At 74.2% G+C, this 14,234-nt stretch carries 16 protein-coding genes; 15 read left to right on the top strand and 1 reads right to left on the bottom strand.

Annotated elements, in window-relative coordinates; translation table 11 throughout:
- The first annotated feature begins 3 nt into the window (after positions 1–3).
- The 14 genes from IRX98_RS03230 to IRX98_RS03165 all read left to right on the top strand — a co-directional run bounded on the left by IRX98_RS03230 (position 4) and on the right by IRX98_RS03165 (position 12,315).
- On the top strand, positions 4–813 hold the full coding sequence (locus IRX98_RS03230) for an iron-sulfur cluster-binding protein (RefSeq protein ID WP_224273806.1): 810 nt from the start codon (positions 4–6) through the stop codon (positions 811–813).
- Positions 810–1,646 (top strand): nitronate monooxygenase, encoded by an 837-nt coding sequence (locus tag IRX98_RS03225; RefSeq protein WP_224273805.1) that lies wholly within the window; start codon positions 810–812, stop codon positions 1,644–1,646. The genes IRX98_RS03230 and IRX98_RS03225 overlap by 4 nt, the downstream gene beginning before the upstream one ends.
- On the top strand, positions 1,643–2,467 hold the full coding sequence (gene pyrF, locus IRX98_RS03220) for an orotidine-5'-phosphate decarboxylase (RefSeq protein ID WP_224273804.1): 825 nt from the start codon (positions 1,643–1,645) through the stop codon (positions 2,465–2,467). The genes IRX98_RS03225 and pyrF overlap by 4 nt, the downstream gene beginning before the upstream one ends.
- Complete coding sequence (locus IRX98_RS03215) at positions 2,464–2,895, top strand: hypothetical protein (protein ID WP_224273803.1); 432 nt, start codon at positions 2,464–2,466, stop codon at positions 2,893–2,895. The genes pyrF and IRX98_RS03215 overlap by 4 nt, the downstream gene beginning before the upstream one ends.
- 136 nt (positions 2,896–3,031) lie before the next feature.
- Positions 3,032–3,355, top strand: coding sequence for an integration host factor, actinobacterial type (gene mihF, locus IRX98_RS03210; RefSeq protein ID WP_207085293.1), 324 nt, complete (start codon positions 3,032–3,034; stop codon positions 3,353–3,355).
- Complete coding sequence (gene gmk / locus IRX98_RS03205; RefSeq protein WP_224273802.1) at positions 3,352–3,954, top strand: guanylate kinase; 603 nt, start codon at positions 3,352–3,354, stop codon at positions 3,952–3,954. Before mihF ends, gmk begins: the two co-directional genes overlap by 4 nt.
- A 19-nt stretch (positions 3,955–3,973) precedes the next feature.
- Entirely contained in the window at positions 3,974–4,288 is a 315-nt protein-coding gene (gene rpoZ / locus IRX98_RS03200; RefSeq protein WP_207085295.1) for a DNA-directed RNA polymerase subunit omega, read from the top strand.
- Positions 4,289–4,301: 13 nt separating this feature from the next.
- Complete coding sequence (gene coaBC, locus IRX98_RS03195; protein ID WP_224273801.1) at positions 4,302–5,516, top strand: bifunctional phosphopantothenoylcysteine decarboxylase/phosphopantothenate--cysteine ligase CoaBC; 1,215 nt, start codon at positions 4,302–4,304, stop codon at positions 5,514–5,516.
- A gap of 70 nt (positions 5,517–5,586) precedes the next feature.
- A complete protein-coding gene (gene metK / locus IRX98_RS03190; protein ID WP_224273800.1) occupies positions 5,587–6,789 on the top strand; it encodes a methionine adenosyltransferase in 1,203 nt (400 codons plus the stop codon).
- A 154-nt stretch (positions 6,790–6,943) separates the two neighbouring features.
- Positions 6,944–8,962, top strand: coding sequence for a primosomal protein N' (locus IRX98_RS03185; RefSeq protein ID WP_224273798.1), 2,019 nt, complete (start codon positions 6,944–6,946; stop codon positions 8,960–8,962).
- 82 nt (positions 8,963–9,044) lie between these two features.
- Complete coding sequence (gene def, locus IRX98_RS03180; protein ID WP_224273796.1) at positions 9,045–9,590, top strand: peptide deformylase; 546 nt, start codon at positions 9,045–9,047, stop codon at positions 9,588–9,590.
- 58 nt (positions 9,591–9,648) lie between these two features.
- Positions 9,649–10,590: a methionyl-tRNA formyltransferase gene (gene fmt, locus IRX98_RS03175; RefSeq protein ID WP_224273794.1), complete on the top strand. Its 942-nt coding sequence runs from the start codon at positions 9,649–9,651 to the stop codon at positions 10,588–10,590.
- Positions 10,587–11,012 (top strand): MmcQ/YjbR family DNA-binding protein, encoded by a 426-nt coding sequence (locus IRX98_RS03170; RefSeq protein WP_207081350.1) that lies wholly within the window; start codon positions 10,587–10,589, stop codon positions 11,010–11,012. Before fmt ends, IRX98_RS03170 begins: the two co-directional genes overlap by 4 nt.
- Entirely contained in the window at positions 11,005–12,315 is a 1,311-nt protein-coding gene (locus IRX98_RS03165) for an RsmB/NOP family class I SAM-dependent RNA methyltransferase (protein ID WP_224273792.1), read from the top strand. Before IRX98_RS03170 ends, IRX98_RS03165 begins: the two co-directional genes overlap by 8 nt.
- A 16-nt stretch (positions 12,316–12,331) precedes the next feature.
- On the opposite strand, the gene IRX98_RS03160 is transcribed toward IRX98_RS03165, so the two are convergent.
- Positions 12,332–13,072, bottom strand: coding sequence for an AAA family ATPase (locus IRX98_RS03160; RefSeq protein WP_224273789.1), 741 nt, complete (start codon positions 13,070–13,072; stop codon positions 12,332–12,334).
- A 156-nt stretch (positions 13,073–13,228) separates the two neighbouring features.
- Between IRX98_RS03160 and IRX98_RS03155 the strand changes: the two genes are divergently transcribed.
- The gene (locus IRX98_RS03155) at positions 13,229–14,209 is read left to right on the top strand and encodes a hypothetical protein (RefSeq protein ID WP_224273786.1); all 981 of its coding nucleotides are present in this window, start codon (positions 13,229–13,231) and stop codon (positions 14,207–14,209) included.
- The last annotated feature ends 25 nt before the right edge of the window (positions 14,210–14,234 follow it).

The following is a 14,234-nucleotide window of genomic DNA, read 5'->3' as shown; positions in this document are numbered from 1 at the left end:
CCCGTGGCTGAGGTGAGGACTCCCGTCCACGTCGAGGGGGAGGTGGTGGTGACCAAGCGCGTCGGCGCGCACCGCCACCTGACCCTCACGGCGCCGGGGGTGCCCGAGCGGTTCCGGGCGGGCAACTTCGTCGCGGTCAGCGTCCCGGGCCACGTCGCCCGCCGGGCGCTGTGGATCCACCGGGTGCGCGCCTCGAGCGCCTTCGGCCCGACCCTCGACGTGGTGCTCGAGCCTCGCGGGGAGGGCACCTCCTGGCTGGCGGCGCAGCCCGTCGGGGCGAAGGTGGCGATCACCGGTCCACTGGGACGCGCGTTCGCGCTGCCGAAGGACGCGGTCTCCTGCCTCCTCGTCGGAGAGGGCTACGCCGCCGCGCCGCTCTTCCCCCTCGCCGAGCGCCTGCGCGAGCGGGGGTGCGCGGTGTCCCTCGTGGTCTCGGCTACGGACGAGTCCCACCTGCTGTCGGCCCTGGAGGCACGCCGGGCGGTGCGGTCCGTCACCGTCGTCACCGCGGACGGATCGGTCGGACAGCGCGGTCAGGTCGCCGACCACGTCGACGACCTGCTGCGCCGCGCCGGCGCCGACGTCGTCTACGCCGCCGGCCCCACCGACGTGCTGCGCGCCTGCGCCGCGGCCGCCGAGCGGGCAGGTGCGTGGAGCCAGGTGGCCCTGGAGTCCCCGACGCCGTGCGGCACCGGGCTGTGCCACGGCTGCCCGCTCCCGGTGGCCGGCGAGGACGGCGTGGACCGCGTCGTGCGCGCCTGCACCGAGGGTCCCGTCATCAGGGGCGACCGCGTGCGGTGGGATGCGCTGTGAGTGCGTACGTCCCCGGACCGGTCATGGTCGCCGCCGGCTGCGGTGGCACGGGTCGTGAGCTCGAGCCCTTCTCCGGCCCCGATGGCCTCGCCGGCCTCGACTTCGTCACCCGCTCGCTGACACTCGACCCGCGCGCGGGCGGCGCCGGCCCGCGTCTCGTCGAGGTGCCGGGCGGGCTGGTCAACGCCGTCGGCCTGCCCAATCCCGGTCTCGAGCACTTCTTGGCCACCGAGCTGCCGTGGCTCGTGCGGGCCGGCGCGCGGGTCCTGGTGTCCATCGCCGGCGCGACGATGGGGGAGTACGCCGACCTGGCGCGGCGCCTGAGCCGGGCCCCCGGCGTGGCCGGCCTCGAGGTCAACGTCGGCGCGCCCGACGAGGTCGGGGCCGGGCTCTTCGAGGTGCGCGAGCCCTACCACGCGGCCAGCGTCATCGCGGCGGTGCGGCGCGAGTTCCCCTCCGACCGGCCGGTGCTCGCCAAGCTGCGGCCTGACGTCTCGCGGATCGTGGAGGGCGCGCGGTCGTGCCACGAGGCGGGCGCCACGGCCGTCGTGGTCGGCAACGCCGTCCCCGCCGCGTTCCCCGACGGACGGGCCGGCGGACTCAGCGGCCCCGCTGTCGGCCCCGTCGCGCTGCGCTGCGTGGCGGAGGTGCACCGGTCGCTGCCCGCGATGCCCGTCATCGCCTGCGGCGGCGTACGCGACCTCGCCTCCGCCCGCACCTACCTCGCCGCCGGCGCCACCGCCGTGCAGGTCGGCACCGCCCTGCTCCACGACCCGACCACCGTCGCCCGGCTGCGGGCCGACCTCGCAGCCGACCCCCAGGAGGACGCATGACCCCGTTCGGCACCCGCCTCGCCCGCGCGATCGACGAGCGCGGCCGCTTCTGCGTCGGCATCGACCCGCACGCGGCGCTGCTCGAGCAGTGGGGCCTGACCGACGACGTCGCCTCCCTGGAGCGCTTCGCGCTGACCGTCGTGGAGGCCGTGGCACCGGTGGTCAGCGTGGTGAAGCCGCAGAGCGCGTTCTACGAGCGCTTCGGCAGCCGGGGGATCGCGGTGCTCGAGCGCGTCATCGCCGAGTCCCGCGACGCCGGCGCGCTGGTGCTGCTCGACGTCAAGCGCGGCGACATCGGCTCGACCAGCCAGGCCTACGCCGATGCCTATCTCGACCCGGCCTCGCCGCTCGGCTCCGACGCGATCACCGCCAGTCCCTACCTCGGTTTCGGGTCGCTCGACCCGATGGTCGAGGCGTGCCACCGCCACGGCGGCGGGCTGTTCGTCCTGGCCCTGACCTCCAACAAGGAGGGTCCCGAGGTCCAGCACGCCGGCGCCGGTGGGCGCACGGTGGCCGGGACCGTCCTGGACCACCTCCGTGGGCTGAACGCGGGGGTCGAGCCGGTGGGCTCCTTCGGCGCGGTCGTCGGCGCCACCATCGGTGCGACCGACGAGGACCTCGACATCAACGGTCCGTTCCTCGTGCCCGGCTACGGCGCCCAGGGCGGCACGGTCGCCGACCTGCTCCGGATCTTCGGCGACTCCGCGAGGTGGGCGCTGCCCAGCTCGTCGCGTGAGGTCCTGGCTGCCGGACCCGAGGTCGGCGCACTGCGCGAGGCCGCCCTGCGCGGCACCGACGCCGTGCAAGGGTTGGGGGCGTGAGACTGCTCGCCGTGCTCCTCCTGCTCCCGCTCGCCGCGGGATGCTCCGGTGACCCGCAGGAGGACTACTGCGAGCGGGTCGAGGGACACCAGGCGGCGCTGACCGAGGTGGCCGCCTCCGAGGACATGGCGGCGATCTTCGACGCGCTCGAGGCCTACGACGACCTGGCCGAGCACGCGCCCCGCGACCTCGCGGACGACTGGGACGCCGTGGTCGATCCGCTCCACGCCCTCGAGGACGTGCTGGACGAGCACGAGGTCGACGCCACGACGTACTCCGCGGACGAGCCGCCCACCGGCCTCGACGACGAGGCGCGGAGCGAGATCGAGACCGCCGCTCGGGCGGTCGGCTCCGAGCGGACGGTGACCGCGATGGCCGCGGTCGAGCAGCACGCGCTCGACGTCTGCGGCACGCCGCTGTCGCGCTGAGTCGGGCCTGGCTGTCGCGCAGGTCACCTCGCGGCGGCGATCGTGCGGGCGCGATTGCCTGCCCCGTCGGGACCTGACTAGATTGAGCCGAACCCACCGCCGGACCCATTCCTCGCGACCCTGAAGGACAGCTTTCGTGGCCTTGCCCCCTCTGACGCCCGAGCAGCGCCAGGCAGCCCTGGACAAGGCTGCGGCCTCCCGACGCGAGCGGGCCGAGGTGAAGAACCGCCTGAAGAACTCGGGCGGCTCGATCCTCGACGTGCTCAAGGAGGGCCAGACCAACGAGGTCATCGGCAAGATGCGGGTGGTCGAGCTCCTGCAGTCCGTGCCCGGCCTGGGCCGGGTGCGGGCGCGCCAGGTGATGGAGCGCCTCGGGATCGCCGAGAGTCGCCGCGTGCGCGGGCTCGGGGTCAAGCAGGTCGCCGCGCTCGAGCGCGAGTTCGGCCCCGACGCGTCGTGACCGAAGCAGCTCCCGCCGCCCCCACCCGTCGTTCGCGCCTGATCGTCCTGGCCGGTCCCACCGCCGTCGGCAAGGGCACCGTCGCCGCCGCCGTGCGTGAGACCCACCCCGAGGTCTGGCTGTCGGTGTCCGCCACCACCCGTCGCCCGCGACCGGGGGAGGAGAACGGCGTCCACTACTGGTTCGTCTCCGACGAGGAGTTCGACGCCATGATCGAGAAGGGCGACCTGCTGGAGTGGGCGGTGGTCCACAAGGCCGCGCGCTACGGCACGCCCCGCGGTCCGGTCGACCTCGCCCTGGCGTCCGGCCAGCCCGCCATGCTCGAGATCGACCTGCAGGGCGCGCGCCAGGTGCGCGAGACCATGCCCGAGGCGCTCTTCGTGTTCCTGAAGCCCCCGTCGTGGGACGAGCTCGTACGCCGTCTCGTCGGTCGCGGCACCGAGACCGAGGCCGAGCGCGAGCGCCGCCTGGAGACCGCGCGCGCCGAGCTGGCGGCCGAGAGCGAGTTCGACGTGACGATCGTGAACCACGAAGTTCACGCTGCTGCCGACGAGTTGGTAGCCTTGATGGTTGGACCCGATCCGCACCGCCCGATCTGACTAGCGAGGCACCAACACCGTGGCATCTCCCACCATCGCCGCCGAGGGCGTCACCAACCCCTCGATCGACGACCTGCTCACCAAGACCGACAGCAAGTACAAGCTGGTGCTCTACAGCGCCCAGCGCGCCCGCCAGATCAACGCCTACTACTCCCAGCTCGGCGAGGGCCTGCTGGAGTACGTCGGCCCGCTCGTCGACACCCACGTGCAGGAGAAGCCGCTCTCGATCGCGCTCCGCGAGATCAACGACGACCTCCTGACCTGCGAGGACATCGACCCCGCCGCCGAGGCCGCCGCCGCCGAGGCTGCTGCCGCCGGCGACGCCACGGAGTGACGCGAGCCTCTCGATGACCGCACAGGTCGTCCTGGGGGTCTCCGGCGGGATCGCGGCCTACAAGGCCTGCGAGCTGCTGCGCCGGTTCACCGAGTCGGGGCACGACGTCACCGTCGTGCCCACGGCTGCGGCGCTGGAGTTCGTCGGGGCGCCCACCTGGGCGGCGCTGTCGGGCAAGCCGGTGTCCACCGAGGTGTGGACCGACGTGCACGCGGTGCCGCACGTGAAGATCGGGCAGGCCGCCGACGTGGTCGTGGTCGCCCCGGCGACCGCCGACCTGATCGCCAAGGCGGCCCACGGCCTGGCCGACGACCTGCTCACCAACACGCTCCTCACGGCGCGCTGCCCGGTCGTCCTCGCCCCGGCGATGCACACCGAGATGTGGGAGCACCCGGCCACCCAGGCCAACGTGGCCACGCTGCGCCAGCGCGGTGTCGTCGTCATCGAGCCGGCCGAGGGCCGGCTCACCGGCGCCGACACCGGCAAGGGGCGCCTGCCCGACCCTGCGGAGATCTTCGAGCTCGCTCGTGGCGTGCTCGAGCGCGGCGTCGGCGCACCGGACCTCTCCGGGCTGAAGGTCGTCGTCTCGGCCGGTGGCACCCGGGAGTACCTCGACCCCGTGCGCTTCCTCGGCAACCGCTCCTCGGGCCTCCAGGGCTACGCCCTCGCCCGTGCGGCGGCGTCGCGCGGCGCCCACGTCACGCTGGTCAGCGCCAACGTGTCCCTGCCCGACCCGGCCGGCGTGAGCGTCGTACGGGTCGAGACGACCGACGAGCTGCGGGACGCCGTGGTCGCCGCGACAGCCACCGCGGACGCCGTCGTCATGGCCGCCGCGCCTGCGGACTTCGGTCCCACGAGCGTGAGCGACGCCAAGATCAAGAAGGCCGAGGACGGCTCCGCGCCGTCGATCGCGCTGGTGCAGAACCCCGACATCCTCGCCGAGATCTCCCATGACCGGGCGCGCGCGGGAGCGGTCGTGGTCGGCTTCGCCGCCGAGACCGGCGACGCGACCGGCTCGGTGCTCGAGCTCGGCCGCGCCAAGCTCGCCCGCAAGGGCTGCGACCTGCTCGTCGTCAACGACGTGAGCGGCGGGGCGGTCTTCGGCAGCAACGACAACGAGGCCGTGATCCTGGGTGCCGACGGCGACGTCGTCGAGGTGCCCCACGGCAGCAAGACCGCGCTCGCGCACGTGATCTGGGACGAGGTCCTCCGGCGATTCGCCGGGTGAGACGTGCGTCCCGGATGCTGGGCAGCGGGTAGGTTTGACCCGACTTTTCCACACGAGAATTGAGAGCACTGTGGCTGGACGCCTCTTCACCTCCGAGTCCGTGACCGAGGGTCACCCGGACAAGATCGCCGACCGGATCAGCGACTCCGTCCTCGACCACCTGATGGCCGAGGACCCCGACCGCGCCAACCTCCGCGTCGCGGTCGAGACGCTGCTCACCACCGGCCTGGTGGTCGTCGCCGGCGAGGTCCGCACCACGGCGTACGCCCCGGTCGCCGACATCGTCCGCAAGGCGATCCTCGAGATCGGCTACGACTCCTCGGACAAGGGCTTCGACGGCACCACGTGCGGCGTCCAGGTCGCCATCGGCGCCCAGTCCAGCGACATCGCCGCGGGCGTCGACGCCGGCCACGAGTCGCGCGTCGGCTCCAGCGAGGACGAGCTGGACAAGCGCGGCGCCGGTGACCAGGGCCTGATGTTCGGCTATGCCTGCGACGACACCCCTGAGCTGATGCCGCTGCCGATCACGATCGCCCAGCGCCTCGCGCAGCGGCTGACCGAGGTCCGCAAGGACGGGGTGCTCGACTACCTGCGCCCCGACGGCAAGACCCAGGTCACCATCGAGTACGACGAGGACGACCGCCCGGTGCGCATCGACACCGTCGTCCTGTCCACCCAGCACGGCCCAGACGTCGAGCACGCCCAGCTCGAGGCCGACATCAAGCAGCACGTCATCGACCCGGTCCTGGCGTCCTTCGACATTCCCTCCGAGGGCTACCGGATGCTGGTCAACCCGACCGGCACGTTCGTCATCGGTGGTCCGATGGGTGACGCCGGCCTGACCGGTCGCAAGATCATCGTCGACACCTACGGCGGCATGGCCCGCCACGGCGGCGGCGCCTTCTCCGGCAAGGACCCGTCGAAGGTGGACCGCTCCGCGGCCTACGCGATGCGCTGGGTCGCCAAGAACGTCGTCGCAGCGGGCCTCGCCCGACGGTGCGAGGCGCAGGTGGCCTACGCCATCGGCAAGGCGGCCCCGGTCGGCGTCTTCATCGAGACCTTCGGCACCGGTGTCGTGAGCGACGAGCAGATCCAGGACGCGGTCCTCGAGGTCTTCGACCTGCGCCCGGCCGCGATCATCCGCGACCTCGACCTGCTCCGCCCGATCTACGCCCAGACCTCGGCCTACGGCCACTTCGGCCGCGAGCTGCCGGACTTCACCTGGGAGTCGACCGACCGCGCCGAGAAGCTGAAGGCTGCTGCGGGGGTCTGAGGCCTGTGCTGCATGAGGCCCGTGCTGCATGAGTCCCCGCTGAAGCGGTGACTCCCGCGCTGCCGGGGTGTTGCAACGCCCCGACAGCGCAAGAGTTCGCACACCTGCCCGACCTCGGGCGGCACTGTCCGAGCCCGCTGACACAATCCACCGCATGAGCGATCACGAGGCCCCGGAAGCAGACATGCTCCCGGGGCTTCGTGCTGCCGTGGACGACGCCCGCGCGAAGGCCGCCGCCACCCGCCGCCGCAAGGCCGCGTCGTGGGAGCCCGCGGAGGCCGACCCGGTGGCGCGCGTCCTCGTCGACATCGCGCTCGCCCACCTCGACCGACCCTTCGACTACGCCGTGCCGCGCGCGATGGCCGACACCGCCGTCCCCGGGGCGCGGGTGAAGGTGCGCTTCGCCGGTCAGGACGTCGACGGCTTCGTCGTGGAGCGGACCAGCGAGACCGACCACACCGGCACGCTCCAGCCGCTGCGTCGCGTGGTCAGCGCCGAACCCGTGCTGGCTCCCGAGGTCGCCGAGCTGAGCCGTACGCTCGCCCACCGCTACGCCGGCGCCCGCTCCGACGTGCTGCGGCTGGCGGTGCCGCCACGGCACGCGACCGCGGAGAAGGCCGTCTCCGAGCCCGCGCCGACGCCCGCCCCTCCCACGGGCCCGTCACTGTGGGCGGAGGTCGAGCACGCCGACGCCTTCCTGCGCCGCCTCGCCGCGGGGGAGTCGCCCCGCGCGGCGTGGTCGGCTGCACCCGCGGACGACTGGCCCGCCATGCTCGCCGAGGTCGTCGCGACGGCGTACGCCGCGGGGCAGGGCGCGCTGGTGTGCGTGCCCGACGCCCGCGACGTGGCACGGGTCGGTGCCGCGCTCGACGCGCAGCTCGGTCCGGGGCACCACGTGTGCCTCACCGCGGACGTGGGCCCGTCGGCGCGCTACCGCGAGTTCCTCGCCGTCTCGCGCGGCGCCCGCCGCGTCGTCGTCGGCACCCGTGCCGCGGCCTTCGCGCCTGTGCACGACCTCGGCCTGGTCGTGGTGTGGGACGACGGCGACGACCTCCACGCCGAGCCGCGCGCCCCCTACCCCCACACCCGCGACGTGCTGCTCACGCGCGCCGCCCAGCGGTCGACGACCGTCCTCCTCGCGGGGGTGGCCCGCACCCCCGAGGTGCAGCAGCTGGTCGCCTCCGGTTGGGTCCACGAGCTCTCCGTGCCACGGCCGGAGCTCCGACGCCGGGTCCGCGTCGAGGCGGTGCCGGGCGAGGACCGCTCGATCGGCACCCGCGTCCCGCGCGCCGCCTACGACGCGCTCTGCGCCGGGCTGGAGTCGGGCCCGGTGCTGGTGCAGACCCCCCGGGCCGGCTACGCCGCGTCCCTGGCGTGCGACACGTGCCGCACCCCGGCGCGCTGCACGGCCTGCACGGGACCGCTGACGATCCCCGGGCCGGCGGCGCCGCCGCAGTGCCGGTGGTGCGGCCACGTGGAGTCCGCGTGGACGTGCCCGACCTGCCGCGGCCGGGGGCTGCGGGCCCCGGTGCGGGGCGAGGCGCGTACGGCCGAGGAGCTGGGCCGGATGTTCCCCGGCACGACGGTGCGCAGCTCCAGCGGCGAGCGGGTGCTCGACCACGTGGGAGGCGCGCACGACATCGTCGTCGCCACGGTCGGCGCGGAGCCGGTGGCGGAGGAGGGCTACGCCGCCGTGCTGCTGCTCGACACCTGGCTGACGCTGGCCCGCGACGACCTGAGGGCGGGCGAGGAGGCCCTGCGTCGCTGGCTCAACGCCGCGGCCCTCGTCCGGGCCGGTGGTCACGTGGTGGCGGTCGGTGACCCGGCCCACCCGGCGCTCCAGGCCCTCGTGCGGTGGGACCCGACCGGCTTCGCGCGGCGTGAGAGCGAGGAGCGCGCCGCCGCCCACCTGCCGCCGGCAGCGAGGATCGCGACCGTCACCGGCGAGCTGGGGGCGCTCGACGACGTGCTCCACCTGCTCGACCTCCCCGAGGGTGCCGAGGTGCTGGGCCCGGTGCCGCTCGAGCACGACCCGGGGGAGCACCGCGCGGTGCTGCGGGTGCCACGGTCGCGGGGGACGGCCCTGTCGGAGGCGCTCGGCGACCTGCAGCGACTGCGCTCGGCCCGCAAGCTGGAGGCGGTGCGCATCCAGGTCGATCCGCTCAGCCTCTAGCGCCGATGGGACCCGGGTGCGGCTCCGTCCCTAGACTTGGGTGCCTTCCGAGCCCAGCAGTCCCCAGGTCCCAAGGAGTTCCGTGGCCGTCCAGCCCATCCGCCTCTTCGGCGATCCCGTGCTGCGCCAGCGCGCGATCGAGGTCGACAGCTTCGACCGCGAGCTGCGCCAACTCGTCACCGACCTCACCGACACGATGCTGGCCGCGCCCGGCGCCGGCCTCGCCGCGCCGCAGATCGGCGTGGGGCTGCGGGTCTTCACCTGGAACGTGCACGGCGAGGTCGGCCACCTGGTGAACCCGACGCTCCAGCTCTCCGACGAGACGCAGGACGGTGCCGAGGGCTGCCTGTCGCTGCCGGAGCTGACCTACGACTGCCTGCGCGCGCTGTCGGTCGTGGCCACGGGCTTCGACGTGCACGGGGAACCGGTGCGCATCGAGGCCTCGGAGCTGCTCGCCCGCGCGATGCAGCACGAGACCGACCACCTCGACGGCATCCTCTTCATCGACAAGCTCGACACCGACGCCCGCAAGGCGGCGATGAAGGAGATCCGCGAGTCCGAGTGGTTCGGCCTCGAGAAGCCGACCGTGCGGGTCAGCCCGCACGCGACCCACGGGTTCGCCCGGTGAGCACCACCGGCCCCGTGCCCCGGACCCCCTCGTCGAGCCCCACCAGGAAGCAGGACTGATGCGCGTCGTCTTCGCCGGCACCCCCGAGGTCGCCGTCCCCGCGCTCGAGGCCGTCGCCGCGAGCCGCCACGAGCTCGTCGGCGTGGTCACCCGCCCCGACGCCCCGAGCGGTCGCGGGCGCAGGCTGGTCGCCAGCCCGGTCGCCCAGCGCGCCGAGGAGCTCGGCGTACCCGTGCTCAAGCCCGAGCACCCGCGCGACCCCGACTTCCAGGCGGCCCTCGCCGACCTGCGTCCCGACGCCTGCCCGGTCGTCGCCTACGGCGCACTGCTGCCGCAGTCGGCGCTCGACCTCGTGCCGCACGGCTGGATCAACCTGCACTTCTCGGTGCTGCCGTCGTGGCGCGGCGCCGCACCCGTGCAGCACTCGCTGTGGGCCGGTGACGAGGTCACCGGCGCCACGACCTTCCGCATCGTCAAGGCGCTCGACGCCGGCCCTGTCTTCGGCGTCATGACAGAGCGGATCCGCCCCGGCGACACCGCTGGCGACCTGCTCGAGCGGCTCGCCGAGGGCGGCGCCGGCCTGCTCGTGCAGACCCTCGACGGCATCGAGGACGGCAGCCTCGAGGCCCGCGAGCAGCAGTCCGAGGGGGTGTCCTTCGCCCCGAAGATCCTCGTCGACGACGCCCGCGTCGACTGGACCCACCCGGCGGTGGGCATCGACCGCCAGGTCCGGGCCTGCACGCCGGCACCCGGCGCGTGGACGACGTACGCCGGGGAGCGGATGAAGCTCGGTCCCGTCACGCCGACCGACCTCTCGCCACTCGAGCCCGGCGTCATCGAGGTCACCAAGAACGCGGTCCACGTCGGCACCGGGACCACGCCCGTCCGGCTGGGGCAGGTCAAGGCGTTCGGCAAGAAGGAGATGGCCGCTGCCGACTGGGCGCGCGGCGTACGCCTCGAGTCCGGGGTGCGCCTCGGCGCCGAGGAGCCGACGGGGTGAGCACCCCCGAGGACCGGCCCGCACGTCCGGAGGACATCGACGAGATCTGCGCGTCGTTGCCCGAGACCGAGCTGGGCACCTCGTGGGGCGACCGGCCCACGTGGAAGGTGCCCCGCGGCGACAAGGGAAAGGGGTTCGTCCTCTACCGCGCCCCCGGCCGGACGGCGATCGACCCGGAGACCGGGGAGATGTACGACGACCTCGTGGTGATCATGACCCCCACCGAGGTCGAGAAGCACGCACTCGTGGAGGACGCCTCGACGCCGTTCTTCACCATCGACCACTTCAAGGGTTACAACGCCGTCCTGGTCCAGCAGTCGCGGCTCGACGAGATCGGTCGTGCCGAGCTCGCCGAGGTGATCACCGACGCGTGGGCGGCGAAGGCCCCGCGGGCGCTGGTCCGGGAGCACCTCGGTGAGTGAGCGCCGCCGCCGTCCGGTCGACCGCCCGCGCCGGGCCGCGCTCGACGTGCTCACCGCCGTGCGGGTCGACGACGCCTACGCCAACCTCGTGCTGCCGCAGGTGCTGCGCAAGCACCGGCTCGAGGGCCGCGACGCCGGGCTCGCCACCGAGCTCGCCTCCGGCGCCATCCGCATGCAGGGCCTCTACGACCCGATCATCGACGCCTGCCTGACGCGGCCGAAGCTGCAGGCCGAGGTGCGCGACGTGCTGCGCCTGGGCGCCCACCAGCTGCTGTCGATGCGGGTGCCGGACCACGCGGCGATCTCCACGAGCGTCGACCTGGTCCGCGCGAGCGTGGGCCAGGGGCCGGCCGGTCTGGTCAACGCCGTGCTGCGCGCCATCAGCCGGCGCGAGCTCACCGACTGGGTGCGCGAGGTGGCGCCCGACGCCACGAGCGACCCCCGGGGCCACCTCGCCGTCGCGCATTCGCACCCGCGCTGGGTCGTCGACGCGCTGGCCGAGGCCCTCGGGGACGAGGAGCTCTCGGACCTGCTTGCGGCTGACAACGCGGCACCGCGGGTCACCCTGGTGGCCCGCCCCGGCCTGGCGTCGGTGGAGGAGCTCGAGACCGCCGGTGGCAGGCGCACCCGCCTGTCGCCGTACGGCGTCGTGCTCGAGGGCGGCGACCCCTCGGGCGTCGCGGCCGTGGCGGAGGGCCGCGCGGGCGTGCAGGACGAGGGCTCGCAGCTGGTCGCCCTGGCGATGGCCGACGCCCCGCTCGAAGGGCGCGACGAGCGCTGGCTCGACCTGTGCGCCGGACCCGGCGGCAAGGCGGCGCTGCTCGGCGCCCTCGCAGCCGGCCGGGGTGCCCGGCTCGTTGCCCATGAGCGGCAACCCCACCGTGCCGCGCTCGTCGCCTCGGCGATGCGCGCCCTCCCGAAGGGTTCGGTCGACGTGCTGGCGGGCGACGGTGCGCGCCCCGCGTGGCTGCCCGGCACCTTCGACCGGGTGCTGGTCGACGCACCGTGCACGGGCCTCGGCGCCCTGCGGCGGCGACCCGAGTCGCGGTGGCGGCGTACGCCCGAGGACCTCCACCTCCTGACGGCCCTGCAGCAGGTGCTGCTCGACGTGGCGTTGGAGTCGGTGCGCCCGGGCGGGATCGTGGTCTACGCGACCTGCTCGCCCGTGGTCGCCGAGACCACCGACATCGTGGCTGCCGTCCTCGGACGCCGCGAGGACACCGACGAGGTCGACCGCTTCCAGCTGTGGCCCCATCGCGAGGGCACGGACGCGATGTTCGCGGCGACCCTGCGACGCCGCTGAGCCCCCGGCTGGCGCCTCAGCCGTCCTCGAGGTGCCGCAGGTAGGACCACGGCTCCGTGAGGTAGCGCCGCCAGTGGTCGACGAGGTCGAGGTCGTCCCAGGCCGCCTCGCGCAGCCCCCACGGCCCGGCCTCGAGGATCCGCGCCCCGGGCATGGCGGCGAGGACGGGGGAGTGCGTCGCGCACAGGACCTGTCCACCGCGGGCGACCACCCGCTGCAACGTCGCGATGAGCCCGAGGGTGGAGGAGAACGACAGGGCGGCCTCCGGCTCGTCGAGGCAGAAGAAGCCCTTGCCGGTGAAGCGCGATTCGAGCACCGCGAGGAAGGACTCGCCGTGGCTGAGCTCGTGGAAGACCGGGTCGTCGGCGCTCGCGTGGTCCTCCATGTAGGAGTACCAGCCGTGCATCGTCTCGGCGCGCAGGAAGAAGCCCCACTTGGTGGAGCCGGCGCCGCGCACCAGCTGGAGCGCGTCACCGAGGGCGGACTCCGTGGCGCGGGTCGAGTGGCGGCTGTGGGTGCTGCCGCCCTCGGGCGAGAGCCCGAACGCGAGGGCGACGGCCTCGACGAGGGTCGACTTCCCGGACCCGTTCTCGCCGACGAGGAACGTCACGCCCGGCTCGAGGTCGAGGCCGTCGGCGAGCAGCTGCGCCACGGCGGGGATCGCCGCGGGGTAGTGGTCCGGCGCGAGGTCGTGGTCGGCTCGCGGCTCGACGCGACGTACCGGGTGGCGTGGCACGTCGGCCCCCCTGAACGACATGGCTTCAACCTAGCCAGCGGCGACGACAGCCACCCCGACAGGTGACATTCAGGGGACATCTCTGCGCCTGCTGTTCACATCCGCCGCAGGCCACACCATGATGGATGCAGTGCGTCGCACCGGAGGGGTGTGGCGGACGACGGGGAGCAGGAACTGATGCGAGTGCGGAGCAGGGCGACGGCCGTCGCGACAATGGTGGCGCTGGCCGCCGTGGGCACGGGACCGGCGCATGCCGGCGGCACGCGCACCCTGACCGGTCCGGTCACCGGCGACGCTGACCTCTTCATGACCTACGTCGGCTGCGAGTCCCTCAGCGGCCCGACCGCCGCACCCGGGTCGCGGATCAACCTCGGCCCCTACTCCGCGCCCGTGGGCCGCCGCTCGCTCGGCCTCGTGCCCGGCGGGCCGGGCACCGCCTCCGGCCCCTACGCCGCCTTCGGCTCGCTCGCGGGGGTGGACGCATCGGTCTCTGTCGCGGCGACCGGCGGCACCCGGGGCGTCTCCTACGTGATGGCGGTGACGCCCGACAGCCCGCCCGGCACCGCCTGGAGCGGGCGTGCCGACCTCGACGTCGCCGCAGGCTCCTGGTCGAGCGTGGCCGCCTCGGCGCTGACCTACGACTGGACGCTGGTCGACCTCACCACCCGCGCGCCCCTGGCCCAGGAGGGCCGCGCCACGACCGGCGAGCTCGCCGCCCGGCACGGCGACGGGCCGGGCTTCGTGGTGACCGGCTTCGGCTGCGACGGCCGGGCCTTCAACCTCGACGCCGTGAAGGCGTCCGGCAGCACCCTCGACTTCGAGGGCACCACCCTCACCACCACGGTCGGGGTCGACCGCGACCAGGTCCCCGCCGGCGAGTCCGTCACCGTGACCGGCCGGGTCACCGAGGCCGGGGGACGCGCCACCGGCGACACGCTCGTGCTGGAGTCGCGCCGTCCCGGAGGCGCGTGGGCGCCCGTCGGTGAGCCCGTCCTCTCCGGCCCCGACGGCCAGGCCCGGGTCGACGTACAAGTCACCGAGACCACCGAGCTGCGCTGGCACCGCCCGCAGAGCCAGTACGCCGACGAGGGCTGGTCCGAGCCGGTGACCGTCACCGTCGATCAGCCCGCCACGCCCACGGACGGCGCCGAGCAGTAGCGCGACCGCGCGGCCAGGGTCCTTG

Source organism: Nocardioides lacusdianchii, from assembly GCF_020102855.1.
Taxonomy (GTDB): Bacteria; Actinomycetota; Actinomycetes; order Propionibacteriales; family Nocardioidaceae; genus Nocardioides; species Nocardioides lacusdianchii.
This window is presented reverse-complemented; position numbering and strand designations above follow the sequence as displayed.